The sequence below is a fragment of the Bacillus sp. UMB0728 genome (assembly GCF_002858875.1).
In the GTDB taxonomy this organism is placed as follows: Bacteria; Bacillota; Bacilli; order Bacillales; family Cytobacillaceae; genus Bacillus_AB; species Bacillus_AB infantis.
In genome coordinates this window covers 175827-201644 of sequence record NZ_PKLA01000001.1, presented here as the reverse complement: position 1 = coordinate 201644, position 25818 = coordinate 175827, and the positions used below count along the sequence as shown (strand labels likewise).

The 25818-nt window shown below is 41.5% G+C and carries 27 protein-coding genes; 8 read left to right on the top strand and 19 right to left on the bottom strand.

All coding sequences use genetic code 11. The features are described 5' to 3' along the window. Positions 1–7: 7 nt before the first annotated feature. The 12 genes from CYJ37_RS01020 to CYJ37_RS00965 form a co-directional block, all read right to left on the bottom strand. The gene (locus CYJ37_RS01020) at positions 8–313 is read right to left on the bottom strand and encodes a PTS sugar transporter subunit IIB (protein WP_022543755.1); all 306 of its coding nucleotides are present in this window, start codon (positions 311–313) and stop codon (positions 8–10) included. A gap of 240 nt (positions 314–553) precedes the next feature. Beyond that, entirely contained in the window at positions 554–2494 is a 1941-nt protein-coding gene (locus CYJ37_RS01015; RefSeq protein WP_101547557.1) for a BglG family transcription antiterminator, read from the bottom strand. Positions 2495–2800: 306 nt separating this feature from the next. Then, a complete protein-coding gene (locus CYJ37_RS01010) occupies positions 2801–3079 on the bottom strand; it encodes a hypothetical protein (protein WP_101547556.1) in 279 nt (92 codons plus the stop codon). A 95-nt stretch (positions 3080–3174) separates the two neighbouring features. Continuing rightward, the gene (locus tag CYJ37_RS01005; RefSeq protein WP_094767352.1) at positions 3175–3915 is read right to left on the bottom strand and encodes a GntR family transcriptional regulator; all 741 of its coding nucleotides are present in this window, start codon (positions 3913–3915) and stop codon (positions 3175–3177) included. A gap of 65 nt (positions 3916–3980) precedes the next feature. Next, positions 3981–4802, bottom strand: a complete 822-nt coding sequence (locus tag CYJ37_RS01000; protein WP_101547555.1) for a PfkB family carbohydrate kinase — start codon at positions 4800–4802, stop codon at positions 3981–3983. Continuing rightward, positions 4802–5692, bottom strand: a complete 891-nt coding sequence (locus CYJ37_RS00995; RefSeq protein ID WP_094767354.1) for a carbohydrate ABC transporter permease — start codon at positions 5690–5692, stop codon at positions 4802–4804. Before CYJ37_RS00995 ends, CYJ37_RS01000 begins: the two co-directional genes overlap by 1 nt. Continuing rightward, positions 5692–6576 (bottom strand): carbohydrate ABC transporter permease, encoded by an 885-nt coding sequence (locus CYJ37_RS00990; RefSeq protein WP_101547554.1) that lies wholly within the window; start codon positions 6574–6576, stop codon positions 5692–5694. The genes CYJ37_RS00995 and CYJ37_RS00990 overlap by 1 nt, the downstream gene beginning before the upstream one ends. 64 nt (positions 6577–6640) lie before the next feature. Beyond that, positions 6641–7921: an ABC transporter substrate-binding protein gene (locus CYJ37_RS00985; protein WP_101547553.1), complete on the bottom strand. Its 1281-nt coding sequence runs from the start codon at positions 7919–7921 to the stop codon at positions 6641–6643. A 56-nt stretch (positions 7922–7977) separates the two neighbouring features. Further along, a complete protein-coding gene (locus CYJ37_RS00980) occupies positions 7978–8952 on the bottom strand; it encodes an SIS domain-containing protein (protein ID WP_094767357.1) in 975 nt (324 codons plus the stop codon). Positions 8953–9267: 315 nt separating this feature from the next. Further along, positions 9268–9525, bottom strand: coding sequence for a hypothetical protein (locus CYJ37_RS00975; RefSeq protein ID WP_009790976.1), 258 nt, complete (start codon positions 9523–9525; stop codon positions 9268–9270). Positions 9526–9745: 220 nt separating this feature from the next. After that, positions 9746–10714 (bottom strand): tRNA dihydrouridine synthase, encoded by a 969-nt coding sequence (locus CYJ37_RS00970; RefSeq protein ID WP_101547552.1) that lies wholly within the window; start codon positions 10712–10714, stop codon positions 9746–9748. A 204-nt stretch (positions 10715–10918) separates the two neighbouring features. After that, on the bottom strand, positions 10919–12613 hold the full coding sequence (locus CYJ37_RS00965) for a M3 family oligoendopeptidase (protein ID WP_101547551.1): 1695 nt from the start codon (positions 12611–12613) through the stop codon (positions 10919–10921). Between the two features lie 427 nt (positions 12614–13040). Here CYJ37_RS00965 and CYJ37_RS00960 point away from each other — a divergent pair, with 427 nt between their 5' ends. Both CYJ37_RS00960 and CYJ37_RS27890 read left to right on the top strand, forming a co-directional pair. Continuing rightward, complete coding sequence (locus tag CYJ37_RS00960) at positions 13041–13871, top strand: protein-glutamine gamma-glutamyltransferase (RefSeq protein ID WP_101547550.1); 831 nt, start codon at positions 13041–13043, stop codon at positions 13869–13871. 189 nt (positions 13872–14060) lie between these two features. Further along, entirely contained in the window at positions 14061–14219 is a 159-nt protein-coding gene (locus CYJ37_RS27890; RefSeq protein WP_101548383.1) for a YjcZ family sporulation protein, read from the top strand. A gap of 1052 nt (positions 14220–15271) precedes the next feature. Here CYJ37_RS27890 and CYJ37_RS00945 read toward each other — a convergent pair. Further along, positions 15272–16252, bottom strand: coding sequence for an SDR family oxidoreductase (locus CYJ37_RS00945; RefSeq protein WP_374703144.1), 981 nt, complete (start codon positions 16250–16252; stop codon positions 15272–15274). Between the two features lie 1081 nt (positions 16253–17333). Here CYJ37_RS00945 and CYJ37_RS00940 point away from each other — a divergent pair. Genes CYJ37_RS00940 through CYJ37_RS00920 form a run of 5 tightly spaced genes read left to right on the top strand, consistent with a single transcriptional unit; the run spans position 17334 to position 19649 of the window. After that, positions 17334–17579: a spore gernimation protein GerQ gene (locus CYJ37_RS00940; protein WP_094767369.1), complete on the top strand. Its 246-nt coding sequence runs from the start codon at positions 17334–17336 to the stop codon at positions 17577–17579. A gap of 16 nt (positions 17580–17595) precedes the next feature. After that, positions 17596–17964, top strand: coding sequence for a spore coat protein (locus CYJ37_RS00935; protein ID WP_094767370.1), 369 nt, complete (start codon positions 17596–17598; stop codon positions 17962–17964). 18 nt (positions 17965–17982) lie between these two features. Further along, the gene (locus CYJ37_RS00930; RefSeq protein ID WP_094767371.1) at positions 17983–19119 is read left to right on the top strand and encodes a zinc-dependent alcohol dehydrogenase; all 1137 of its coding nucleotides are present in this window, start codon (positions 17983–17985) and stop codon (positions 19117–19119) included. Positions 19120–19136: 17 nt separating this feature from the next. Continuing rightward, positions 19137–19331, top strand: a complete 195-nt coding sequence (locus CYJ37_RS00925; protein WP_094767372.1) for a hypothetical protein — start codon at positions 19137–19139, stop codon at positions 19329–19331. Positions 19332–19349: 18 nt separating this feature from the next. Next, complete coding sequence (locus tag CYJ37_RS00920; RefSeq protein WP_094767373.1) at positions 19350–19649, top strand: spore coat protein; 300 nt, start codon at positions 19350–19352, stop codon at positions 19647–19649. Positions 19650–19815: 166 nt separating this feature from the next. Here the strand turns inward: CYJ37_RS00920 and CYJ37_RS00915 are convergent, their stop codons facing one another. Next, positions 19816–20688 carry an SDR family oxidoreductase gene (locus tag CYJ37_RS00915; protein ID WP_101547549.1) on the bottom strand — a complete coding sequence of 291 codons (873 nt, stop codon included), beginning with the start codon at positions 20686–20688 and terminating at the stop codon, positions 19816–19818. 173 nt (positions 20689–20861) lie between these two features. Here CYJ37_RS00915 and CYJ37_RS00910 point away from each other — a divergent pair, with 173 nt between their 5' ends. Then, positions 20862–21299: an Rrf2 family transcriptional regulator gene (locus tag CYJ37_RS00910; protein WP_101547548.1), complete on the top strand. Its 438-nt coding sequence runs from the start codon at positions 20862–20864 to the stop codon at positions 21297–21299. A 220-nt stretch (positions 21300–21519) separates the two neighbouring features. On the opposite strand, the gene CYJ37_RS00905 is transcribed toward CYJ37_RS00910, so the two are convergent. The 5 genes from CYJ37_RS00905 to CYJ37_RS00885 form a co-directional block, all read right to left on the bottom strand. Further along, positions 21520–21855 carry an IDEAL domain-containing protein gene (locus CYJ37_RS00905; protein WP_101547547.1) on the bottom strand — a complete coding sequence of 112 codons (336 nt, stop codon included), beginning with the start codon at positions 21853–21855 and terminating at the stop codon, positions 21520–21522. Positions 21856–21935: 80 nt separating this feature from the next. Next, positions 21936–22958: an LLM class flavin-dependent oxidoreductase gene (locus tag CYJ37_RS00900; protein ID WP_101547546.1), complete on the bottom strand. Its 1023-nt coding sequence runs from the start codon at positions 22956–22958 to the stop codon at positions 21936–21938. Positions 22959–22995: 37 nt separating this feature from the next. Continuing rightward, positions 22996–23961 (bottom strand): TIGR03571 family LLM class oxidoreductase, encoded by a 966-nt coding sequence (locus CYJ37_RS00895; RefSeq protein WP_101547545.1) that lies wholly within the window; start codon positions 23959–23961, stop codon positions 22996–22998. A gap of 11 nt (positions 23962–23972) precedes the next feature. Next, positions 23973–24224 carry an ArsR/SmtB family transcription factor gene (locus CYJ37_RS00890; RefSeq protein WP_374703143.1) on the bottom strand — a complete coding sequence of 84 codons (252 nt, stop codon included), beginning with the start codon at positions 24222–24224 and terminating at the stop codon, positions 23973–23975. Between the two features lie 416 nt (positions 24225–24640). Continuing rightward, complete coding sequence (locus CYJ37_RS00885; RefSeq protein ID WP_101547543.1) at positions 24641–25735, bottom strand: L-dopachrome tautomerase-related protein; 1095 nt, start codon at positions 25733–25735, stop codon at positions 24641–24643. Between the last annotated feature and the right edge of the window lie 83 nt (positions 25736–25818).

Below are 25818 nucleotides of genomic sequence, written 5' to 3'. Positions count from 1 at the left end.
ACTCCCCCTATTTATTTACTAATTTTTCTGCAAAGCTTAATACTTCGGTCCCATTGCATGTGCCATAGTGAACGATATTAATTACGTCAACCGGGATCTTTTTTTCTTCACCCAGCTTCTTCAATTGAGGAAGCATAAAACGCACTTGAGGGCCTAGAAGCAGCACATCCGCCCTGTCAATATGATGGTGCACCGCATCACTTGAAACAGCCCAAATGGTATATTCTTTATCTTGTTCTCTTGCACTTTTCTCCATCTTTGTAACTAATAGACTTGTAGACATCCCGGCTGAACAGCACAGCAATATGTTCACTTTATCACCCCTCTTTTAAGTGGAATCTCCTTGCTCGTACCTTAATATTAAATTGAAAACGCTTCCATTAACACATACACTTTTTCCGTTGAGCAACGGAAATTTTTTATTAGACAATTCTGACTATTTCAGATTTCCTTCAGCTGAAGTAATTTTTTTAAACTTTATCTTCTTCGTCATTTCGTTTGTTTACAAACTTAAAAACACCATGCCAAGTTGACTGGCATGGTGGAACTGCATTTATTTTTTTTTGCTTAGAAAAACAGAGATAAACTCTTTATAGGTTTTACATTTCAATAAATGATGTACCAGAGTGCTGTCCTCTACTACTTCTATCAGGAGCTTGTACATATTGACCAAGTCTTCTTTACTGTTTTTTCTTACACATAGCAAACAAACAAATTGAACCCGCTTATCATCCCAGTCGACAGGTTTCTGAAGTGTGCATATAGCCCAGAATGTTTCATCCGTTCGCGGCATAATCGGATGAGGTATGGCAACCAGGTTTCCAAAGCAAGTTGGAGAAACTTCCTCCCTTTCCAAAACAGCAGGCAAGAAGTGTTCATCAGTCAAACCTAGATCTGTTAATTCACGTGCCAGAAACTTTAAAACTTCTTCCTTTGTTTCAAATTCCTTCTGCAGGAAAACCAGCTCTTTTCTTGTATAAGCGAAAGACTGTCCGGTATAATCATCCAGTACTCTTTCAATCTTTAATAAATCTGTTCCCCCAAGTATGGTGTTCACCTGAATGACCGGGACTGGAAGCTCAGAGGCAATGGGAACTGTACTGACAATAAAATCGATCGTATCCAGCGGGATTTCATTTATTTTATAATATTCTGTTGTTCCTGCCAGCTCCAGCCTGGAACCAAATTGGGACTCCAGCTTGTGGTATAAAAGCCGGGCACTGCCGACTCCTGAAGCACAGACAATCAGACAGCGTTTGACTGAATGGTTTGCTTTGACTCTCTCCATCGCCGCACCAAAGTGAAGAGCCAGATAGGCAACCTCGCTTTCACCAATTTGGTATCCATATTCTTCTTTGATACAAATTCCAGCCAGGACGCCTGCCTGAAAGGCTACCGGATAGTTAGCTTTTATCGCATCCAGCATCGGGTTCCGGATATTCATGCCGAATCGGAACCGATTTAATGCGGGCTTAAGATGCAAACACATGCTAACAAACAATTCTTTATCATTTTTAATGCCCAGCTTTAGCTTTTGTTCAATCATACTCAGGATTTTTTTTGCCAGATTAAAGACTTCCTCATCAACAAGACTGCGTATTTCTGTTTCATTCAAATGAAAATGAGCAATCATTCTGATCCCCATTAAATGAATGGCTATATAGGCAATTTCCGACTCTGGAAACTCTACGAAAAGATGTTTATTTATTTCCTGGACTATTTCAGAAGCTACTATATACTCCTTTTGGTTTATGATTTCATGCATGTCTTTCGGGAATATCATTACATATTTTTCACATCGTATTCTGCAGCAGGCAATGGCAATATGAGTGATCAAATTATTCAGGCCCATGTCGGAAAGTGATATACCGCTTACCCTGACTTGATCAAGAATAATTTTTCGGATCAGCTGGACTTCTTCTTTTGGCAGAATGGACATGCGGCTTTCAAATAGGTCAAGGACCGTTTTTTCCCGATTGTAAATATACTGGGACATGCAAAAGCGAAGTTTAACTTCATCTCCCTTTAACTTGAGACCATAATTCGGCCGCTTCTCAACTGTAATAGCATACTGCTGTAAAATCCTTTTGGCCTCTCTTAAATCATTTTGAATGGAAGACTTGCTGATGAATAATTCTTCAGCCAGGTCATCCAGTTTCACATATTTATCAGCAAAAAGAAGCCGCTTGATCAGAAACTGGACACGATCTTCCGGAAGGTTCGGTATATGCCCGCTTTTTAATGAATCTTCTCCTGCAATTTGAGCCAGCAAATTTTGAAATTTGGCATCATCCCCAACAGTCAATTTATATCCAGTTCCGCGGACCGATTTAATTTCAGCGCCATTTTCAGCAAGCAGCATATTTAACTCTTTTATTGAATTCCTGATTGTACGGGAAGTAACCTGTATGATATTTGCCAAGTACTCGCTTGTGATTACATCATCTGTTTCTATTAAAGCTTTTAGAATACTGCTCATTCGGGTATTCAGCATTCTAATCTTCCCCCCACCAACAGTATTTTTTATCTATTTTGTAATTCTTTAGAACTATTGTTATAAGTAAACATCTGGAAGTTATTTTCCAGGATCCAAATACTTGTCATAAAAAAAATGCTTAGTTATCTAAATTATCAGAAATATGTTAAGTTAATACCATTTTAATAGAAAAAAGTTTAATTTGGGCACTTTCACAAAAAAAATTGGGGTAAATAGACCATTAACCCATCACCCGGCAAAATAAATAGGGAGCTGCTCAGAGCAGTCTCCCTATAAGTGCTATCAATCAAAAAAATTTTAGTATTATGGCAAAAATGGCGCAAAATACACCAATAAATCCTGTTGCTTATTATAAGCAAAATATGTACACGGCTGCTGCCCAATTGGTGATGGAAAAATAACTTTCCCGCAAAGTGGGCAATTGCCTTTTAGTCTAAATTGATGTTTTACTCCTACTGGGAAAGGATGGCTATCATTGCCAAGCAGGAAAACAAAAGCCTTGCCATCCACTTCAAAATTGATTTCAAATCCCTTAAATCCAGAGGATCTTGTGATATTGTAATTTGCTATTTCAAACTCCACTTATCTCATCCGCCCCCCTGAAGAAGTACTTTTACCCATAACTTCCAGTAACGTTCGTTTCTAAGGGGTTTTCAGTCCGGATGTATAGTTATAGATCATTCAGGATTAATAATATGCTCTAACCTCAACTGTACACGTTCAGCAATCAGATAGTACTTTGAATAGTGGACAGGCAGATCCTGTTCACCATAAATCACTTTATCCACCAGGACAAGTAAATTGAAATTATTCACTTTTAAGTGTGTTTGCAATTCTTCGTCTGGATAGACAAATTCCAGGTTTTTGCGGACTCTTTTAAACTTAACAGCATACTCATCATGAATAATAGCAAAAGTAGAACTTTCTGGCGTTATTTTTTCTTCGATGCCTGGATAAAGATCAACAGGCAAATAGGCGTAATCTACGCTTAGCGCCTGGTCATTGCGGTAGACTTTTCGCACAAGTTCAATATACTCCTTATACCGGCTGTTAAAAATCTTGTCTAAATCCGGATTGCTTTTGATTTTCTGGATGGAAATGATATCTTTCGTTATCGTGTCATTTTCGGTTGTTAATCCTTCGGTAAAACCCTGCAGGTCCAATAAATGAATTTCTTTTCTTGGGGCACTTACAAAAGTGCCCTTGCCTCTGACAATTGTAAGAGTACCTTCGTCAACTAATTCCTTGATGGCGCGTCTGATAGATATGCGGCTGGCTTTGAATAAATCTCCCAATTCTTTCTCGGTGGGGATTCGATCTCCCTCTTTTAGTCCATGGCTTTTAATATAGTGCATGAGTCCGGTCATGATCTCTTCGTATAAATAAAGCTGATCTCGATTTAGATTGTCTTTTTCCATTGTCAACGCCTCAATATCTCAATTTTACAATAATTATACATGAATCCGCCCGTAAATAAAAAGAATCACATGTTTGCGGGATACCCAAATCCCCCATATTCCTGGCATGTCTTTTCAGCAGAAAGGGTTCCTTTTTCAAGAGCCTTTTCTACATCGCCGCTCGTGGCATATTCAGTCAGAAAGCCTGCAATCAAGCTGTCTCCTGCCCCCATTGTATCGACAACATTAATTTTCCTCAGTTTCTGCTTATAGATTTTCTCTTGATGGACGAATACAGCCGGCTCTCCTCCCCGCGTCAGACCTATAATCTCAAAACCGAAAGGGGCAAGTTCTGCAATAAATCCATTTAGTTCTGCTTCAGATAATTCTGCAGCTGAGAAAAAGGCATAAGTGATAGATGGGGCTATTGATGAAATATATTCCAGGTCTTTCCGGTTTGAAAAATCATACGAAACTTTAATCTCTTTAGCGATCTTTGCCAGTTCGCTTTCCATCGACGAATAGCAGCTCACATGGCAAACATCAAATTGCTTGATATAATCAATTTCCTCCGGAATCAGCTGAATTTTGAACCGGTGCTGGACAGTGTCTTTAGGCCCTCCCACAAACACCCGGTCATTGTCCTCCGTCAGCGCGACTTTGGGCTGTCCTGTGATGCCAATAGCATCCCTGGAAAACTGAAAGTCGACCCCCTCCTGCTGAAGTGCATGCTTTATATGCCGGGCAGGTTCATCTGTTGCAAATATCCCAATATAGCCGACACGGCTAGCACCGTTCCGCTTGGCATTTACAGCGACATTCACACAATTGCCGCCAGGAAAATATTCGTTCCGGTCCAAATAGCAGTCTACAACATTGTCACCCACAGCCATTAAATTCATCGTCATTATCCTTTCACCGAGCCTTCTGCAAGGCCTCGTACTAAATATTTTTGGAGAGCAATCAATAATAGAACCATTGGGACTGATGCTATGACCATGCCTGATAACAGGACACCCCAATCCGTTCGCAATGCATCACGGAAGACCATCAGCCCTGATGGAATCGTCTTCAGTTCGCTGGAATTAATAAATACTGTTGCAAATAAGAACTCGTTCCAAGCATAAAAGGCGTTAATAATAACAGAAGTTATCACAATCGGAATGGACAGCGGCAAGTATATCCTCCAATAGATTCCTACCTCACTGCAGCCATCGATCAAGGCAGATTCTGACAGCTCATGAGGTATGGTAATGAAGAAAGCGCGGATCAGTATAATGGTAAGGGGCAATCGATAAGCGACATACGTCAGGATTAAAGCCCATCTTGTATCGATTAGATTAAACAGGGATAAAATCTCAAATAAAGGAATGAGAGCCACCTGTGGATTCATCATTAAACCGCCAATGATAAATAGAAGAGCTGCATCTATCCAGCGGCTGCGGTATCTGGCCAGAACAAAGGCTGCCATTGTACCTGTCATAACTGTAAGCAGAATGGAAAAGCCAGTAACATAAGCACTGTTCAAAAAGTAATTTTGAATCCCTTTTTCCCATGCTAATGCATAATTTTCAAAGTGCCATTCGCTTGGGAGCGCCCAAACATTTGAATAAATCTCCTTATAGCTTTTAAATGAAGAGATCACCATCCAAAAAAGCGGGTAGAGGATCATGATGGCGAAAATGAGTAATCCCAGGAAAACTAAATTTCTGGATAGCCGCGTTTTACGAGTCAGCTGCCTTTTTTTTACGGCCGGGAAAGTTAACTCTTGGGTTTGAAGATTTTCTATTTTCATCATCAATCTTCCTTTCCTGTTTTAGACACTTTAATCTGAATTAAAGCAAAGATTGCCGACAGCAGAAACATGGTTGTGGCGATTGAAGAAGCATAGCCCATATTGTCTTTGAAGAATCCATTCTGATACATATGAACCGCCAATGTCATCGAGCTGTTCCCTGGCCCCCCATTAGTCAGGATATAGGGCTCATTAAAGACCAGAATGGAGCCAGTAACGGTAATCAGCAGATTGACAAACATCGTTTCCTTAACCTGGGGAAGAGTAATGTGAAAAAACTGGCGTATTTTTCCTGCGCCATCTATATGGGATGCCTCATATAAGTCATGAGGGATCTTTTGAATGGCTACAATGAAAAGCATTGTAATTAAACCGATACTCTGCCATTGGGACATGGCAATAACGCTATAAATAGCCGTTGTCGAATTGCCAAGCCATGGTTTTCCAAGATCGCCGAGTCCAATTAACTCGAGGAAGCTATTTAACAATCCAATTTGCGGATTATATACAAAACCAAACAGCAGGGCGATAACAGAAATGGAGATCATCACAGGGATAAAGTAGATGATTCTGAGGGCTGGAGCGACTCTGCGAAACAACTTATCTTCAAGAATACTTGCCAGGATTAAGGCAAAGAATATTTGAAAAATCACTGAAATAACTCCATATTTCACATTGTTCCATAATGCGATTCCGACAACTTCATCTTCAAATAATTGCTTTATATGACTCATGCCCACAAAGGATTTTGAATCTGAAAATACGTTGAAATCAAAGAAGCTGTTATAAAAGTTCTGAATGAGTGGTATGTAGATGAAAATGCCCAGGAATAGTACAGTTGGCAAAAGAAAGAGAATTGGCGTCAAAGACATTTTTCTTAATTTCATACTTATTACCCACTTTCCCGATAATTAGAAAGCCCTGACACCCGAATGTCAGGGCCATCCTCTGTTACTCGCTCTTTTTCGCTGCTTCTTTTTGAACCTCTTTCATAATATCTTCCGGCGTTTTTTGTTTCGTAGCCAGCTCCTGGCCGCCGCGCATAAAGATGTCGGCAATCGTAATATCAACGGCATTGTCAAACCATGGTGCTGTCGATGCTGCATCCAGCACTATTTGATAGGCTTCATAGCTGGTAGGACTTGTGTTTTCCTCAGTCACGCCATTCTTTACAGCATTCAGCTGGCCATCTGTTTTCGTAAATTCCTGAGCCGTTTCCTCGGAAGTCAGGAATTTCAAAAATTCAACCGCTTCTTTAGGAGCATCCTTGCTAAGCATCCAGCCTTCAGGCGCACCAGTCAGCGAATCAGCCCGTCCTGCCCCATCCGTAACTTCCGGAAAGTTGAAAAATCCAATGTCTACATCGCCAATGTCCTGAACCAATCCTACTTCAGCAAATTGCATATACAAAATTGGCACTTCTCCAGCAGCAAACATATTTCTGGCAGCTTCATGGTCAATAGCGGTAGATACATCTCCCATAAAACCAGTCAGCTCCTGGAATATTTCTAAACCGCGGATATATCCTTCATCTGTGTATGGTGTATCACTTTCCAGATTATAGTCTGCCTCCCGCACTTCAGGATCTACTACTCTATCAAAAATGGTACCCAAGTAGTGTGAGATAGCCCAGGCATTCGTCAGCCCTTCGACAACAGGCGTTTCATAACCCGCAGACTTTAATTGCTCTAATACATCCACCAGTTCATCGTATGTTTTTGGAACCTTAATATTATTTTCCTCAAAGATCTCCTTATTGTAGAAGAAGGCTTTTCCATCTACTGTAAAAGGAATGCCGTATGTGCTGTCATCAAAAGTAAATCCGGCATATTGGGACTCAAGAATACTGCCGCTCCACTCTGTGTCTTCATTCATGATGTCATTAAGTTCCTTAATCCGGCCGGAACTTACCAGATTTTCAGCGAAAGAGTCTGACCAGGAAGAGAAAATATCCGGAAGGCCATCATTTGATACTAAAACCCGTATCTTTTCTTTATAAGAATCATTCAAGACAGAATCTACATTAATAGTGACACCTGGATGTGATTCCTCAAACTCTTTGATTTTTTGATCATAGAATGATTTTCTTGGTTCATTTGGCCAGCGGTGGAAGAAATCAATAACTACATCATCGCCATTCGATTTTGAGCCTGAGTCAACAGATGAGTTACATCCTGCCATAATACCGGCCGCGATAATGCCGACTAAAAGAATGCTGAACATTTTTTTCATATGATCGCCTCATTGATATAGTTATTTTTAAAGATTTTACACCAATTCCAATAGAATTAATACTCCATTTTCCACATGTATCTTCTTACTGAAAGAGGATGTCCTGTATGTTCTGCCAGGCCATCAGCATAAAGCCTCATGACGGGACCTGTTAAGGCCGGGCCAAAGTACTCCTTCAAATCCTCATCGACTCCGCTGTAATCAAATTTAGAAGCATCTACTACTTCTACTTTCTCACTGTACTTAGTTACGAAATCCAGTGCCCGCTCATCCAGTGGCCTGCTTGGGCCTTCACCCGCGATCAGAAGGAATGGAACATCAAAGTCTGTAATTTCAAATGGGCCATGGAAATACTCTCCGGAATGAATAGCATTTGAATGAATCCACAGCATTTCCATCAGCAGGCAGCTGGTGAAGGAATAGGCATGGTGGATATAAGCCCCGCTTGCCATCGTATAGATGGTCTTCTCCCTCTTATTGCGTTTGCCGAATTCAAAAGCGGCTTCTTTAAACAGCTGCTGGTTCTTCTCGATCAAATCTCCCAGATTGCTTAACTGTTCAATTCCTCTATCATACTTTTCGTCACCAGTAAATGTCTTTAACAGCTTGAAAATAAATGTGTAATAAATACCGATTTCACCGTCAATGGCATCTGATCCATCTTTGTAATTGTAGTGAAGGACATATTCTGCTTCTTTGCAGAGCGGAGATTCAACTTCCATAGAGATGGCGACAGTCAGTGCGCCTTTACCCCGGGCATATGTAGCTGCTTTAACTGTTTCTGGCGTAGTCCCTGAATGTGAGCGCAGGATAACCAGGCTGTTTTCATTTAGTGCTTTAGGATTTAAATGGACAAATTCATTAGAAGTATAAACAAAGCTCGGTTTCCCCGTATCTTTTGTGATGAAATAATCTCCAAAAGATAGAGACGCCATCGATCCGCCGCAGGCTACGAAAAATACATTCTGAATATTTTTGTTCTCAATGGCTTCAATGGCTAATTGGATTTGATTAGTATGTTCCTGTTTCATTACTCCCCCCTCCTTACTATTGTTTTTGATTGGCGATTTAGAAACTGATTGTGTCATACTAGCACCTCCGGTTTTTTATGATGTCCTATAACATCATATTGATAATTATAGTACGTCATATGATGTTATACGTCAACGGTATATTTGAAATTTTCTTAATATTTTTAATAAATAAATTGCGACAAGTTTTATAACATCTTGTAGGATTTCTTTTGAATTTGTCATATATTGAAAAAAAAGATGCCTGCCACTTCCCTTTTGTCATAGTCGACAAAACGGAAAGCGGCAGACACCACGTCATGAGGTTCTATATAGCTATTCTTCTAATAGCTTATCCATGAATTCATATGCTTCTTCACATTCAATTGAATCGCCATCATATTTCCCAACTCTTGTGCCTCTGGAAAAATACCCTGATTTTCCGTTCCGGCTGGGACATTCATCAAGTGTCTCTAACATTCTGTTCCTATATTCCTCTTCAGTTTCCTGTTCCCAGAAGAAATAATAGTATATTTTTGTACCTAGCCCGATTAAAGCCAGGAAAACCAGCATCAAGACGAGATTTTTTTGCATCCTTCAAACCCTTCTCTGCGCATTTCTAGAGATGTCATTTCTTTTTCATCCGTCGAAAATTTTCCTCTGGATTCATCTCAGTAAATTTCACGTGATGACTCCTGAGCTCCACCGGAAAAAAACAAGACCTCAACATCAGTTGAAGTCTCAGCCTGTTTAGGTGCTGCTGATGAAATGAACCTGTACTCCCCAGTCACTTTGTTTCATATGCTTAAATCTTTTATTCTATCGTCCCCTCAAACCCATCAAGCAGCGTTCGCACATCTTCCGTAGTATCTGTGTTCATCAATTGATTCCTTAATTCACCCGCACCCCGGAACCCTTTCACATAAATCTTGAAAAAGCGGTGAAGAGCCCTGAACGGACGTGCTTCCAGTTCTTTCGAATATTTATCATGAAGATCCAGGTGCAATCTCAAGAGATCAAGCAGTTCCTTAGGAGTATGATCTTTCGGCTCTTTTTCAAAGGCAAATGGATTTTTAAAAATACCGCGCCCAATCATCACACCATCCACACCATATTGATCAACCAGCTGCTGGCCGGCTTGACGGTCAAGAATATCCCCGTTGATGGTCAAAAGAGTATCCGGAGCCACACGGTCACGAAGCTTCTTGATTTCCGGGATCAGCTCCCAGTGTGCATCTACTTCACTCATTTCCTTGCGAGTTCGAAGATGGATCGAAAGATTAGCGATATCCTGTTCCAGTATGTGTGTGAGCCAGTCCTGCCACTCGTCCACCTCTGTGTAGCCAAGCCTTGTCTTCACACTGACAGGCAAGCCGCCCGCTTTTGCTGCCTGCACAATCTCTGCAGCCACATCAGGACGGAGAATCAGGCCGCTGCCCTTTCCTCTCTGGGCTACATTAGGGACCGGACATCCCATGTTGATATCAATGCCGCGGAAACCCTGCTCCGCCACACCAATACTCGTCTGCCGGAAAAACTCTGGCTTGTCTCCCCATATATGGGCAACCATCGGCTGCTCATCTTCGGTAAAAGTCAACCGCCCGCGCACGCTCTGGTTTCCCTCCGGATGGCAATAGCTTTCCGTATTCGTAAACTCGGTAAAAAACACATCAGGCCGAGCGGCTTCGCTCACGACATGCCGGAACACAACATCCGTCACATCTTCCATTGGTGCAAGTATAAAAAATGGCCGTGGCAATTCACGCCAGAAATTGTTGGTCATGTTGACATTCAAATCCTTTCATTATGGGATATTCTATCATACTTTCATCCCAGAACTTAGGCAAAAGTTTTTGCTCCATATACACTTATAGCATGATTGGGCAAGATTAATCAAACTAAAATAAATTTAGAATATTTCCAACTATATTAAGTTGAAGCAAAAAAGGAGATTGGCCCCTCAAACCGGCCAATCCCCTTATACTTTTTAAAGTGCCTTATCATCAACAGTATCCAAATAAGCCTCAATCTCATCAATCACCGACTTCACACACCCATCTTCAAATGGAGAAATCAAGTTCGCCTCTTTGACAAGTTCTGTGAACGATTGGCTTCCGCCCAGCTTGCATAAGTGCAGATAATCTTTCCAGGCTTCTTTATTATTTTCCTGCGTACGCTTCCAGAATTCCAGCGCGCAGATTTGTGCCAGTGTGTAATCAATATAATAGAAAGGAACTTTGTAAATATGTCCCTGCTGCTGCCAGTAACCGCCATTTTCCAAGAATTCATTTCCTTCATAATCGCGATGCGGCAGGTACTTCTTCTCGATTTCTCTCCAAGCCTGCTTGCGCTGGGCTGGAGTTGCCTCCGGGTTGGCATACACAAAATGCTGGAATTCATCGACTGCTACACCATAAGGAATAAACAGAACCGCTTCGCTTAAATGAGAGAACTTGTATTTATCCGTATCTTCCCCGAAGAAGAGGTCCATCCATGGCCAGGCAAAGAATTCCATGCTCATGGAGTGGATTTCACATGCTTCCAGCGTAGGGAACCCGTACTCAGGCACTTCAAATCCACGGCTTTCAAATACCTGGAAAGCATGCCCCACTTCATGCTTTAATACACGAACATCGCCTTTGGTTCCGTTAAAGTTCGCGAAAATGTATGGTGACTTATGCTGGCTGATATAGGTGCAGTATCCGCCGCCAGCTTTACCAGCTTTGCTTAACAGGTCCATCAGGTTGTTTTCCACCATATAAGTGTAAAATTCGTTCGTTTCCGGGGACATTTCCTCGTACATTTTCTTCGCCTGATCGACAATCCACTCCGCATCTCCCTTAGGATCAGGATTTCCTGTCTTAAAGCTGAAGCTGTCATCGTAATACCTGAATGTATCGACGCCGATACGTTCCTGCTGCCTTTGTTTGAGTTTGGTGGCTAATGGAACGATATACTCTTTCACCTGGTCACGGAACTTTGCCACCATTTCAGCATCATAATCAGTACGGGAAAGCCTGGCATAAGCTAACTCTGTAAAAGAAGAAAAACCCAGCTTCTTGGCAATACGGGTACGCACTTTTACAAGCTTGTCGTATAAACCATCCAACTGATCGGCATGCTCAATGAAGAAGCTGTACTTCGCTTCATTGGATTCCTTCCTCACGCTCCGGTCAGGTGACTGGTGGTAAGGAACTAACTGGGCAAGATTTTTCACTTCCCCATCAAACGGAATCTTAGCCGAAGCAAGCAGATCCACATACTCACTAACCAGCCTGTTTTCTTCCTGCATCTCCTTCAGCACATCAGGAGAAAACGTCTTTAACTGACTGTCCGCCAATAGGAATAACTGTTTCCCCCACTTATCCTCCAGCTGAGAGCGGAATTTTGAAGCTGTAAGGGCCTCATAAAAATTTGTGATTAGACCCTTGTAGGCTGGTCCCACTTCATTGAAAAAATCCTTTTCTTTCTTATAAAACTCATCTGTTGTATCAATCGTCTGACGGATCTGCACAATCTGCCTCATGCTGTCAAACTCAGAACGCAGCTCATTGATTTCTTTCATTACGGCGTCCTGGACTTCAAAGGACTCCGCAGATTGGAACTTCTCTAATAATTGATTAAAATTTCTTTCTGCCTCTTCCATATTAGGTCTTGTGTATGGGTAGTCATTAAAATTCATCAAAGATCCTCCTTATGTAGTAAAAATATCATACGTACATATTTCGGCAGAATGAGACAAATTCCTTTTAAATCCGAAAAAAACTTTCGCTTTTCGAAATATAATTTCGCTGCTGTTGTTCCAAACCATCAAGAATGGCTAAGGAAGCGGGATTTAAGCCATCTTCAGAAGAAACGGGTACTTTTCTATTGCTTTTTAATTATTTCCTGATTATAACCTTCTCTGAGCTTAAGTTCCTTAGTATAAGCAAACCAGCTGTACCTTCTTCATTTTCTCAGACTCCTTAATCTGAACATCATTTACCTTAGCGGATTTGTTTGTTGAGCCAAGGGACCTGACCCCTTGGCTCTTTTTAACATGATTCATAAATAAGAGAATACGATAGATATGAGCACAAAGAAAAGCGAAATAGGAATTGGGGGATTGTATGATCCAGATATCAGGGGTACCTTTTCAAATTCAAGAAAATGGCCAGCTTGGAAGTGTTGAGAAGACGATCCTGCAACAGATGCAGTCTGCACCAGTTTTGTATTCTTATAATTCCGAGTATGAATTACTTTTTGAGCTTACAGTGCGCAGGAACATCATTCAAAGCGCGAAAGAAATGGATAAAAGTCAGGCTGTGTTTACAAGCTTTGAATATGCCCGCTGCAATCCCAGGTACTGGCAATTAACAAGAGCAGGCGGGTTCCTTTTGAGGCCTGATGTGCAACCGGCTGATGCCATTATAGATATTTTTCGAAACGGTTCATTTTATGCATTTGAATGCGCGACAGCAATTCCAATCATCTATTACTATGCCATATTGAATAGTATCGGCAGCGAAAGATTTAATTCACTGTTTCAGGATCTATATCTTTACAGCTGGCATACAGATACAGACCTGGGCATCATCACCTTTTACTCTGATCATTTTATACCTGGAGACGTCCTGTACGTAAATAATCCTGACTTTGATCGAAAAACACCGCATTTCAGGGGTGTTAATGCTGTGCTCCTTGAGGATGGCAGGCTGTTTGGACATGGATTTAATATAAGAACATCAGAAGAAATGATTCGGCTCCTTAATGAGACGAGAAAACCGGACAGTCAGCAATCAGCATATATAACAAAATTGGTGACCAGGCCTTCTTTCAAGTATTTATTAAGAGCGGCAGGCTTGCAGAGGAACAGCGCAGCGTACAAACCACAGCGTCCAATCGTGCATCATAACAAAAGCTCCATTTCATATGTACACTATCTCTATTATTCAATCTAATAGCCGGTCAGATCAAATAACCCGGACATTCGCCCATTTTTTTATAGACGGGCTCCAAACTCACCTTCGAGAGTACTATATAGAGAAATTCATTACTCGAGGGAGGTATGATAAATGTATTCAAATCTAAACGCCCCGCCGACTCTTAGTGCAAATGTTCCTCCAAATGTTGCTCCAAATGCCGCTCCAATGCCTGCCTATACATCCCCAGCATATGATTGTGGAGCTCCATATCCTGCATATAGCTACAGCTGCCCTAGTAATCGTAACGATTTTTTCTTAATTGTAGTTCTGTTTATTTTACTTATCATTGTGGGGGCAAGCTTTTACTGCGATAAAAAATGCTAACTTCAGTGCTTATTGCAAAGAATAAGTGAAAATAATGATCAACCTAGGGACTTGGGGAACTCCTCAAGCCTTATTTTTATATAAGAAAAACATTAAACTCATATTCTATTAGGCGTTCATCGTTCTTCCTATCAAAATAACAAAATAAATCGCCATTGCCTGCGTCTGAAAGATTATCAAATGGCATATAAATATCTCTATAATCTTTAAAATTTCTATAAAATAGATTGTCCTTAATCATTTGGGAAGCTGGACAAACCAAAGGACAATTCCAGTTGTCAAACACACCATTTGTTTCATTAAATAAGGCTGTTAATTCTTCTGGTAATTCAACATTTAATTCTTATTGAATTTGAGCAATCTCAAATTTTGATCCGTCTTTTTACTATTCTGCCGGTAATATGGGGCTGTTAATTTCCGTTCCAGGCACTTCGCTTTCCGCGGGGCGACGCTGAGCCTCCTCCCGCTGCGCGCTGCGGGGTCTCAGCATTGCCGCTGCTTTCCCACAGGAGTCTACGTGCCTTGCACTTCAATTAACAGGATTTTTTTAACTTTGTGTGAGTTTAACATGAGTTATGTTGATGTGGGGTCAGGCACCTATTTTTTGTTTTCTTCCTGCATTTCCTACAGGACATCAGGAGAAAAACGTCTTTAATTGACTGTCCGCCAATAAGAAAATCTGTTTCCCCACTTATCCTTCAACTGAGAGCAAAATTTAGAAGCTGTAAGGGCCTCATAAAAGTTTGTGATTAGACCCTTGTAGGCTGGCCTCACTTCATTGAAAAATCCCCTTTCTTTCTAATAAAACTCATCCGTTGTATCAATCGTCTGGCGGATTTGAACAATCTGCCTCATGCTGTCAAACTCAAAACGCAGCTCATTGATTTCTTTCATTACGGCGTCTTGGACTTCAAAGGACTCAGCAGATTGAAACATCTTGTATTTTAAAAAATGGCACTAAGCATGGAACTATAGCCAATAAAAAAACCGATTCCCCCACAATAATTGGAAATCGGCTGTGCTTTACTAGATTTCGGAAATTTAGCTTTCTTTTATGAATGACTAGATTCTCCGCCGTCCACATGCAGCACTTGGCCGGTGACAAAGCGTGAATCATCGGATGCCAAATATACATATGTTGGAGCCAATTCAAATGGATGGGCCACACGCTGCATAGGATTAAAGGCTCCGTATACCGCCACTTGGTCTGACGAAAAGCTCGCAGCGATAAGCGGCGTCCAGATCCGTCCGGGCGCTACTGCATTAACGCGGATTCCCTTTTTCACTACGTTTTTGGCCAGTGCACGGGTAAATCCTACGTTGGCGCCTTTTGTAGCAGTATAATCAATCATTTGTTTTTCGCCAACATAAGTCACAACAGATGAGGTTTGGATGATCGAGCTTCCCGGTTTCATATATGGAAGCGCTGCTCTTGTTGTATAGAAGTGAGAATAGATATTTACCTTAAATGTGTCATCGAATTGCTGATCCGTAATGTCCGTCAAGCTCTTCTGCTGGAACTGGATCCCCACATGGTTACAGAGTATATCCAGGCGGCCGAATGTCCTTACAGTTTGTTCTACAATGGCGACACATTGCCGTTTATCCCGCAAGTCGCCAGGCATTAATAAACAGCGCTGGCCAAGTTGTTCAACCCTCATTCTGGTGCGGTTTGCATCCTCATGTTCATTTAAATAAGCAATGGCTACGTCAGCGCCTTCCTTGGCAAACGCAATCGCTACCGCAGCCCCAATACCGCTGTCACCGCCTGTAATGAGCGCAACCTTTCCCTTTAATTTTCCGCTTCCTTTATAATTGGGATTTTCAATGATCGGCCGGGGCACCATTAACCCTTCCACACCAGGATGGAAAAGCTGGCGTTGTTCAGGTAAATTTAATGGTATTTCCTCATATTGAATGATTTTTCCATAATTAGGATACATCGGGTATGGGTGTTCCACTTTATTGGCATCAAATGCTTGCTGCAGCTGCTGGATCTCCTGCAGCTTCTTTTGCTCCTTCAGGCCCATCATGTTACTCTGCTGATATTTCCCCATCATATCTCCGTATTGATATTGCCCTATACCATTACCAGCATGCTGGCCCATTTGCGGCATAACATATTGGGGCATTTGATTGGTTTGCTGCATTTGAGGCATTGGGTACTGTGGCATCTGATTGGCTTGCTGCATTTGGGGCATATGATAATGGGGAATCTGATTGGCTTGCTGCATCTGATACATTTGAGGTTGATACATTTGCGATTGATTCATTTCCGGCATTTGATCCATCATATCCATTTGATCCGTGAATTCGATGTCTTGCATCTGATCCACTTGCGGCATTTCGCGATTCTGATTTTCTTGACTCATAGGAAACCTCCAGGTTTAAAACTTTATGTTTAACCTATGTTGGGCGTCTGAACGAAGTGCCTGTTTTCCAATAAAGTAAAATCCTCTTTCTATCGGCTCAGATGTTTGTTCATGACCGTTTTAAGAAAGTGGTACATGCTCCATATCCAATTAGTATGAATAAGGTAAAAAGTAAGAAAAAATGTTAAGGAGGCAGCCATTTGAATTTCGAGTTTAGTCCTGAAGTAAAATTATTGCTGGTCAATCATTCAGATCAAAAAGTAAGGATGGATTATATCAACCATTCCTGGCCAATGCCGGAAATTGGTTGGAGACCGCCTTATTATACTAATCCCAGGTATGGTTTTAACTACTCTATTATCTAATATTCAAATTTGGGCGTCATAAAGTTTCGAGTAAAAGAAAATGCCTGTATCTTCAATTAGATTCATGGATACAGGCTTTTTTTAATAGCTATTTTTTCTTTTCTATTTACTGAAAACAGACTTTTTACTTCACTACATAAAACTGAAGAAAAATACAATATATTCATCACTGGGAATATTCAAATAAATACAGTGAATTCATCATTGCCCCCCTCGCTTTTTTGCTTATTCTAATAAATACTGTGCATTTCATTTCTCCTTAAATCTTCTTTTTTCCTCCTGCAGTTTTAACTAAAAAATACCCTAAAAAAATCGGGATAATTTGCTGTAAATTTTGAAACTATATCTTTGTACAAGTTAATAAGGAGGTCACCAGAATGGACGTTCAAAAATTAGCCGATCATGAGTCATTGGATCTGCATGAAGTTATTAACTTTAAAACCCTTTGCCTGGCGAAATCAAAACTAATGCAAGGTCTGGTATTTGATCAGGATTTGAGAGAATTAATGAAAAAAGATGTTGAACAATCTATCCAATCGCTTGGAGAATTACAGGCGATTTATCAGCGTGCACCTTTTGAAGCTCCTGTTCCTCAAAACCGCCCTACACCAATAGTAAATTGAAAAGGAGGCAACTTCATTGAATAATGACTATTTAGACCCTATAAACTCATTACATGTACCTGAACTGGCTGATACCACATTTGCCATGGACTTCCTCCTTCGTGCTAAAGAAGGTGTGCGTAATATTGCTGTCGCATTAACGGAGTCGGCATCACCTGATGTTAGAACCCTCTTACGAAACCAATTAATGCAAGGTATTACCATGCATCAGGAAATTACAGACCTGATGGTCAGCAAAAAATGGTTCCACCCACACGAACTAAGTGAACAGTATAAACTAGATCAGCTCTCTGCCAACAATACACTGATGATTGGCAAAATGAATCTGTTCCCTGTTGAAACCAATAGAAAAGGTATGTTTGACCGGACACCTGATGAACAATAACACTGGAGGCTGTATAACATGAAGGCAGTAACATATCAGGGCATTAAAAATGTTGTAGTCAAAGAAGTTCCAGATCCAAAGATCGAAAAACCAGATGATATGATAATTAAAGTAACGAGTACAGCAATATGCGGATCTGATTTACATTTGATTCATGGAATGATTCCAAACATGCAGGAAGACTATATTATCGGTCATGAACCGATGGGGATTGTTGAAGAGGTTGGACCAAATGTGACGAAAGTAAAAAAAGGGGATCGTGTTATTATTCCTTTTAACATTGCCTGCGGGGAATGTATGTATTGTAAAAACCATTTGGAAAGCCAATGTGATAATTCTAATGATAATGGCGATATGGGTGCATATTTCGGATATTCTGGTACGACTGGCGGCTATCCAGGCGGACAAGCAGAGTATTTAAGAGTGCCGTTTGCCAACTTTACTCATTTCAAAATTCCTGAGACTTGTGAAGAACCAGATGAAAAGTTATCCGTTATTGCCGATGCGATGACTACTGGTTTTTGGAGCGTTGACAATGCAGGCGTAAAAAGTGGAGATACAGTTATTGTATTAGGATGCGGTCCGGTTGGTCTTTTTGCTCAAAAATTCTGCTGGTTAAAAGGTGCAAAGCGTGTCATTGCGGTAGATTATGTCGACTATCGTCTGCAGCATGCCAAACGTACCAACAAAGTTGAAATTGTTAATTTTGAACAATTTGAAAATGCGGGAATGCATTTGAAAGAAATGACAAAGGGCGGCGCTGATGTTGTCATTGATGCAGTTGGTATGGACGGTAAAATGACTGATATGGAATTCCTTGCGAGTGGAATGAAGCTTCAAGGGGGAGCATTAAGTGCGTTTATCATGGCTTCACAAGCAGTGCGTAAAGGCGGGACCATTCAAGTTACGGGCGTTTACGGCGGCAGATATAATGGTTTCCCTTTTGGAGATATTATGCAGCGAAATATCAATATCCGCTCCGGACAGGCTCCTGTCATCCACTATATGCCATACATGTTTGAATTGGTCTCGACTGGCAAGATTGACCCAAGCGATGTAGTAAGTCATGTCCTTCCTCTCAGCGAAGCAAAACATGGATATGAGATATTTGACACAAAAATGGATGAATGTATTAAAGTTGTGCTGAAACCTTAAGGGAGGAGGAATAAAAAATGAACTACGCCTTGCATGAAGTTCTTGAGGTTCATGAGATGGCTGCATTTAAGACCAATTGCCTAACAAAGTCCAAAACGATGAAAGCGTTGGTTACAGACCCTCAATTAAAAGATATTATGCTGCAGGACATTGATGTATCTACGAGACAATTACAAGAATATGCTTCTATCCTTTCGAATGCTAAGCAGTAAATTAGGAGGTGGATGAAAATGAATCCAATCATTGAAAATTTAACTGGCATGAATGCATTATCAGATCAAGTGGTTGCAATGGATCTGCTCATTTCAGCTAAAAGCGGAGTGAGAAATTATGCCATGGCAGTTACGGAGTCAGGAACACCGGAAATTAAAGAAATACTCACCCGCCATTTAGTGGAAGCTCTTGATATGCATGAACAAATATCCACTTATATGGCAGCAAAAGGATGGTATCATGCTTATGATACAAACGAACAGATCAGTTTGGATTTAACTAATATTGATACTGCATTGAACTTACCGACATTATAAAAAATTCAGGGAACAGTTTAACACTTTTGACAGGCCAAGTATTTTTGAAAACATTGCCTGGTGACATCATAAGGGTATATAAAGAAGAAGCCTTCCCACTTTAAAATATTCATGAACATAAAAATCGGCCATTTCTATTAAGAATGGCCGGTTTAATTTTGTTTGTTTATCTTGTCTGGGAGATTTCATTAACCATTTCAGTTAATGCCTCTTTGACAGGTGTGGCAGGACGTCCCAGAGCCTTTTCGAAATCGTTGCTTTCAACTTCCAGAGAGCCGCTGCGAATGCTTTCCTGAATGCCTACCAGGAGCGGGATGATGAACTCAGGGAGACCTGCATCTTTCATGATAGCCGCATAGGCAGTGTCATCCACCTGCTGCACATTGACATCTTTCCCCAGGACATTCCCCAGTTCGGATACAAGTTCTTCCTGGGTCAATAATTTCCCTGACAGTTCGTAGATTGTGTTTTCGTGACCACTACCAAAGAGGACTGCAGCAGCAGCTTCTGCATAATCCTGCTGCGTTGCCCAGCCTACTCTGCCATTACCTGCTGATGTAACCCATGGTGCCCCAGCCAAAACAGCCTGGATGGTTGGAATTTCATTCTCGAGGTACCAGTTATTGCGGAGAAATGAATAAGGGATCCCTGTTTTCTTGATGGCTGCTTCAGTGGCAACATGAGGCGGAGCCATTAGATTGGTGCTTTCAGAAGCTTTGGCTATACTTGTATAAGCAATAAATTTAACACCGGCGCGCTCCGCAGCAGCGACCGCGTTTCCATGCTGGCGGATTCTTGTTTCATTGTCCCCATCAGCAGAAATGATTAACAAGCGGTCAATGCCGGCAAAAGCTGTATCCAATGTTTCCGGGCTATCAAAATCACCCTTACGGACGTCTACTCCGCGAGCTTCTAATCCTGCAGCTTTTTCAGGATTACGGACACTGACAGCCACTTGCTCAGCTGGAACAGTTTTTAATAAAGAATCCACAATTTTTGTTCCAAGTTTTCCTGTGGCGCCTGTCACTAATAATTTCATAATAAAGTCCTCCTAGTTTCACTTTACGGTTGTAACCAATTCAATTACCTGTAATCATTATAATTACAAGAGAGTGTCAAGTCAACATAAACGGTTTGCCCTTTGTTATTCTTCATGATTTTAAGGTATAATAAACCTGTAATCGAATTAATTACAAACGGAAGGGATGCTTTATGTCCATCAGCAGTAGATTTTCTGTAGGAATTCATATATTGTCGTTGATTGAGTTTAATAAGGACGGGATTAGCTCTTCCGATTTTCTGGCCTCTAGCGTTAACACGAACCCTGCTGTAATCAGGAAACTTATGGGGATGTTAAAGAAAGCAGGATTGGTAGAGGTGCACCCAGGAATCGCAGGAGCCAAGCTTGCCAGGGAAATGTCGGAAATTACACTCCTTGACGTATACAAGGCTGTTAATGTTGTACAAGATAATGAGTTGTTTGGAATGCATGAAAATCCTAATCCCGACTGTCCGGTGGGAAGGCACATCCAAAACACAATTGAGCCGATATTTTCAGCTGCACAGTTAGCAATGGAGAAAGTATTGGGTAACGTGCTGCTCGAGGATGTTGTTAAGGATATTGGTGAAAAATCAAATATCGACTGTTAATATAAAGGCATTCATATAGAATGTCTTTTAATTTTTTCCCAAGTTTGGCCGAAAGTAAGTGAACGAAAAAGCACTTTGTCCATTTGGTCTTGCAGCTGAATCACTCCTCACTAAGTTAAGGGAGAATGGCAGATAGGAGAAAAAAAGTGCCTGCCGCTTCCCAGCCTTGCAAGGAACTTACAGACACTCATCCTGCCGAATCGACATTTCTTCTTTTGCGTTATCTAATGGAATCAACAAGCTGCCTCATGGAGTTTATCTGAGAAGAAAGTTCTATAAACCATTCCTCGTCTCCTGTAGAAAGCGCCAAATCAATCAGAAAACGAATTTGCTCTTTGTTTGATACTTTCGTTTCCGGCAATTTCTTCACATCTTTGCTCTGCATTAGAATAGTTTTCCCAACAGCCATATCATTATCAGATGTAACGGCTGTTACTTTCAGAGCCCCACCCTGGGCAGCAAGAGATTCTATATAACCTATTAGCAGCTCCCCATCGATTGACTTTCCCTTTACCCAATCCCCTGCTTTTAAAATGGGATCTTTATGTGCAGTCATTCTTTATTCACCTCTCTAAATTTTTCGGCTAAACCGCGAGTAACTATAACTTTTAGGCTTGATTGCTGATGTCCTCCTTTTTACCGTTCGCTATTTGTGATTTCTGCCAGAAGCTCGTATGATCGCAGGCGGGCTTTGTGATCGTACACTTGGGCAATGGTCATGATTTCATCTGCCTGGCTCTCTTCCAAAAATGTAAGCAGCTTTTCCTTTACCGTCTCCCTGCTGCCGACAATCGATGAGCCTAATTGCTGCTCGAGTGCCTTTAACTGGTAGCTGCCGGCCACTTCGGATATGTCATCTACCGGTGGTTGAAGCGGGATAAGGCTGCCGCTCATCAGATTCAAAAATTGCTGCTGTATGGTGGTAAAAAGGCGCTTTGCCTCTTTATCGGTTTCTGCTGTAATGATATTCAATGCCACTATCGCATACGGCTTATCGAGAACATTCGAAGGCTTAAACGCTTTGCGATAGATCTGCAGTGCACCCAGAGTGTTAAGCGGCGAAAAATGGGCGGCAAACGCGAATGGCAAACCCAGTTCTCCGGCCAGCTGCGCACTGAAGCCGCTTGAACCCAGCAGCCAGATTGGAATATTCAAACCTTCACCAGGAATAGCTTTTATAGGGTTCCCTTGTGCCAGGGATGGATCAAAGTAACCTCGGAGTTCCGCTAATTGCTCAGGAAAGTCATCTCCTGTGCTTCTCAAGTCGCGTCTCAATGCGCGAGCGGTCCCCTGATCTGTACCAGGTGCCCGTCCCAGACCAAGGTCAATTCGCCCCGGGTATAATGATTCAAGAGTGCCAAACTGCTCAGCAATTACCAGCGGGGCATGATTCGGAAGCATGATTCCACCTGAACCAATCCTGATTTTTGATGTACCGGCTGCCACATGGGACATCACAACAGAAGTGGCGGAGCTGGCTATAAACGGCATATTATGGTGTTCTGCCAGCCAAAAACGGTTGTAGCCAAGTTTCTCAGCAAGCTGTGCGAGTTCCAATGTATGGCGGAAAGAGTCAGCAGGAGTACTTCCGGCTGTTATCGGCGAAAGATCAAGCACAGAGAATGGAATTTCGTTTAGTTTATTTGCATGTTTAGACATAAGTTCATCTTCTTTCCTTATCAAATATTTTTAAAAGCTAATCTATTACTGGAATTTCATGAGTCGGAAAGTAAGGCAGCACAAACTCTCCAAGCTCCTGGATGACTTCCTCGGGAGGGCGCCTTGAAAAATACAATACAAAAGCCAGGTGATTGACACCAATGGATTGAAATTGATACAGAATTTCCAATAAGTGTTTGCGCCCTGCACGAAATCCTAACGGAATCGGAACAGGAGATGAATCGGGATTTTCCGATAAATCGATGAATAAAGTCTGGGTGAAAGGCTTAAACACTCCAGGGGCGTGAATTTCCGACAACTCGCGATAATCTTTAATCAATTGAGTTTGCTGTGGCATGTTCCTCGGGTATTGGATCCAGCCGTCCCCATTCTGTGCGATCCATTCAATCGATTGATTTGTGAATCCTGTCACCATGGTCGGAATCGCTGAAAAAGGTTTGGGGAACATTCTCATATCCGTCCCATCGATGATGCCTGAATTGCTGCTGATTGTCGGATTCTCCTCCTTTAACAGCCGTTCAAGGAATGCATAGTTCGTTTTAAACAGCGCTCCACTTTCGAGCTTGGATATTCCCAAAGCTGTAAAATCTTTTTCCCGGTCTCCTGAAGCCACTCCCATGATCAGGCGTTCGGGAAACAGCCGGTCAATAGATGATGCTTCCTTTGCCACCCGGACAGGATGGCGCAGCGGGAGGACCACACTCGCCGTCCCAAGTGCAATATCCTTGGTATAGGCCGCAAGATAGGTCAAATAAATCCATATATCATACATTTGACCATTATCATCAATATTCAAATTCTGAATCGTAATGTCCCGAAGCCACAATGCCGCAAAACCATGGTCTTCAATTTTGCGGGCAAGCGGCAGCTGATTTTCCATTATCGGATATTTAGACATCTTTGCCGTCGGAATCGAGAAACCAAGCGTCATTTTATCCTGCTGGTACAATCTGTTGAATGCTCGATGCTGTAATAGACTCACTTGAATTCTCCTTAAATTTTTGTACCAATGTACTTTTCGAACTTTTTAATCGTCTCCTCATTCCGGCGATAATATGTCCATTGTCCAATTCGCTTCATTTCAACCAGTCCGCTTTGCAGCAGAATCGATAAATACTGTGAAGTTGTGGATTGCGAAATCCCGGCCTTGCTTCGGATATCCCCTACGCAAACTCCGCCTTTAAATCCTTCATCAGCAATAATATGGGCTTGCGGTGAAAAATGACTCTCGGGATCTTTTAACATTTGAAGAATGCTCACCCTCGTCTGGTTCGACAATGCTTTGAAAATTTCAACGGCTTGTTCATCATTTAAGCGTTTCAATTCATGCTTCAATGTCATTTGCCTCTTTCTATATCGATTATCACTATCCCAACGGAAACTGGATAGATGATCTGAAAGCATCACGCCAAATCGGTAATTCGCGATATTAATATATATTACCCCTCCGTTCTGTTTAAATCAAAAGATTTGTTTCGAAGGAGACGAGGAGAATTCTCCCATATAAAAAAACAACAAAAAAACCTGCTAATAACAGGTTTTTCCGACGGTTTCACCACTCTGTCTTAGGTGATGCAAGGTGCAAAATATTGTTCCTGTATTTCTGATAAAGGTGAATAACATCTAAAAGGCCTGCTGCCTGTGAAAGTAGCAGACCATCTTTAAAAGGCTGGAGCAGGTAATTCCCCAATATACATACGAAGTAAACTATAAGGTTTTTCCCGTAAATCTCGCCCATAATGAAATCTTGCCTGCCGATGCAATTGGTTTACAATGACATATAAGTATCCATCAGGGCCAATTGAAAAAGTATCGGGCCATAGTATTCTTGGATCATGTGCAATAGTTTCCATTGCTCCATTCGGAAATATCTTTCGAATACTGTTATTTTCATAGTCCCCAGCATAAACGATTCCTTTTGCATCGGTAATCATTCCATCAGATGCCCCTTTTTCACCCAAATATTCCACATGATAAGGTAAATCCGTGTCAGGTATCTTTCTGTCCCTGAGGGCTTCTGTTGAGATCGAGAACAAGTGACGGCTGGTTAGCGGAGCAAAATATACTATCTTTCCATCGGGAGAAATCGCAAGACTATCCGACGCCAATCTAAATGGAGAAGTGGAACCGTCTTTGTTTCGGTTCATTAAGATTTGGCCTTCTACTTTCGGTATAAAATAGGGATCAGGAGAAGTTGAATGGGCTCCATTCAACCGTCTAAACGCGGTTCCATTTGCTAAATCTACGACGATAATAGCTCCTGGCCCTCTTGAAGAAGAATCCGTTATATAGGCATAACCTGCATTGCCAACACGAAAATCAAATCGGACATCATTCAAATAAGTCGTAGGCAGGACTACATCATCTGTAAAGGTATATACCCTTCTAATTGTATTGGTTTTTAAATCAACAGCAACTAGCTTTGCCCCGCCTTTAATGGGTACAGAAAAATTAGGTGCTCCTGTATCTAATACCCAAAGCGTGCCCAAGCCATCCGCAACTACACTTTGGACACTGATGAAAGTCATTGTGACATTCTCGGGGTTAGCCAAATTGGTTTGTAAATTAGGATAAGGCTGCAATTGATCCCCAACCATTTCTGCCACCGTAAATTTAACATCGTCTCCCCATTTCGGAAAGCAAACGAAAATACGGCCATTTTCTGAAACCGTAACACCTGTAGGCATAGGCCCATAAAATGAAAACACCAATTCTAAATTACCGAAATATTTTTCACTGGGTAATACAGGTTTCATAATATCCTCCTCAAGCATTCAACCGGGATTTTTCCTGTATATGATGTAATTTTATTCTAGTGCATGTTTCTTGGTAAGTTTCT

Excerpts from the sequence above, each read along its gene's own strand:
- CYJ37_RS01000 (WP_101547555.1), bottom strand. The coding sequence starts at position 4,802 with ATGACGATGAATTTAATGGCTGTGGGTGACAATGTTGTAGACTGCTAT.
- CYJ37_RS00920 (WP_094767373.1), top strand. The coding sequence starts at position 19,350 with ATGAATCCAATCATTGAAAATTTAACTGGCATGAATGCATTATCAGAT.
- CYJ37_RS00995 (WP_094767354.1), bottom strand. The coding sequence starts at position 5,692 with ATGATGAAAATAGAAAATCTTCAAACCCAAGAGTTAACTTTCCCGGCC.
- CYJ37_RS00960 (WP_101547550.1), top strand. The coding sequence starts at position 13,041 with ATGATCCAGATATCAGGGGTACCTTTTCAAATTCAAGAAAATGGCCAG.
- CYJ37_RS00890 (WP_374703143.1), bottom strand. The coding sequence starts at position 24,224 with ATGTTAAAAGATCCCGAGAGTCATTTTTCACCGCAAGCCCATATTATT.
- CYJ37_RS00990 (WP_101547554.1), bottom strand. The coding sequence starts at position 6,576 with ATGAAATTAAGAAAAATGTCTTTGACGCCAATTCTCTTTCTTTTGCCA.
- CYJ37_RS00975 (WP_009790976.1), bottom strand. The coding sequence starts at position 9,525 with ATGCAAAAAAATCTCGTCTTGATGCTGGTTTTCCTGGCTTTAATCGGG.
- CYJ37_RS00970 (WP_101547552.1), bottom strand. The coding sequence starts at position 10,714 with ATGACCAACAATTTCTGGCGTGAATTGCCACGGCCATTTTTTATACTT.
- CYJ37_RS00945 (WP_374703144.1), bottom strand. The coding sequence starts at position 16,252 with ATGATGGGCCTGAAGGAGCAAAAGAAGCTGCAGGAGATCCAGCAGCTG.
- CYJ37_RS00940 (WP_094767369.1), top strand. The coding sequence starts at position 17,334 with ATGGACGTTCAAAAATTAGCCGATCATGAGTCATTGGATCTGCATGAA.
- CYJ37_RS27890 (WP_101548383.1), top strand. The coding sequence starts at position 14,061 with ATGCCTGCCTATACATCCCCAGCATATGATTGTGGAGCTCCATATCCT.
- CYJ37_RS00905 (WP_101547547.1), bottom strand. The coding sequence starts at position 21,855 with ATGACTGCACATAAAGATCCCATTTTAAAAGCAGGGGATTGGGTAAAG.
- CYJ37_RS00910 (WP_101547548.1), top strand. The coding sequence starts at position 20,862 with ATGTCCATCAGCAGTAGATTTTCTGTAGGAATTCATATATTGTCGTTG.
- CYJ37_RS00965 (WP_101547551.1), bottom strand. The coding sequence starts at position 12,613 with ATGAATTTTAATGACTACCCATACACAAGACCTAATATGGAAGAGGCA.
- CYJ37_RS01005 (WP_094767352.1), bottom strand. The coding sequence starts at position 3,915 with ATGGAAAAAGACAATCTAAATCGAGATCAGCTTTATTTATACGAAGAG.
- CYJ37_RS00925 (WP_094767372.1), top strand. The coding sequence starts at position 19,137 with ATGAACTACGCCTTGCATGAAGTTCTTGAGGTTCATGAGATGGCTGCA.
- CYJ37_RS00885 (WP_101547543.1), bottom strand. The coding sequence starts at position 25,735 with ATGAAACCTGTATTACCCAGTGAAAAATATTTCGGTAATTTAGAATTG.
- CYJ37_RS01015 (WP_101547557.1), bottom strand. The coding sequence starts at position 2,494 with ATGCTGAATACCCGAATGAGCAGTATTCTAAAAGCTTTAATAGAAACA.
- CYJ37_RS00915 (WP_101547549.1), bottom strand. The coding sequence starts at position 20,688 with ATGAAATTATTAGTGACAGGCGCCACAGGAAAACTTGGAACAAAAATT.
- CYJ37_RS00980 (WP_094767357.1), bottom strand. The coding sequence starts at position 8,952 with ATGAAACAGGAACATACTAATCAAATCCAATTAGCCATTGAAGCCATT.
- CYJ37_RS00930 (WP_094767371.1), top strand. The coding sequence starts at position 17,983 with ATGAAGGCAGTAACATATCAGGGCATTAAAAATGTTGTAGTCAAAGAA.
- CYJ37_RS00900 (WP_101547546.1), bottom strand. The coding sequence starts at position 22,958 with ATGTCTAAACATGCAAATAAACTAAACGAAATTCCATTCTCTGTGCTT.
- CYJ37_RS00985 (WP_101547553.1), bottom strand. The coding sequence starts at position 7,921 with ATGAAAAAAATGTTCAGCATTCTTTTAGTCGGCATTATCGCGGCCGGT.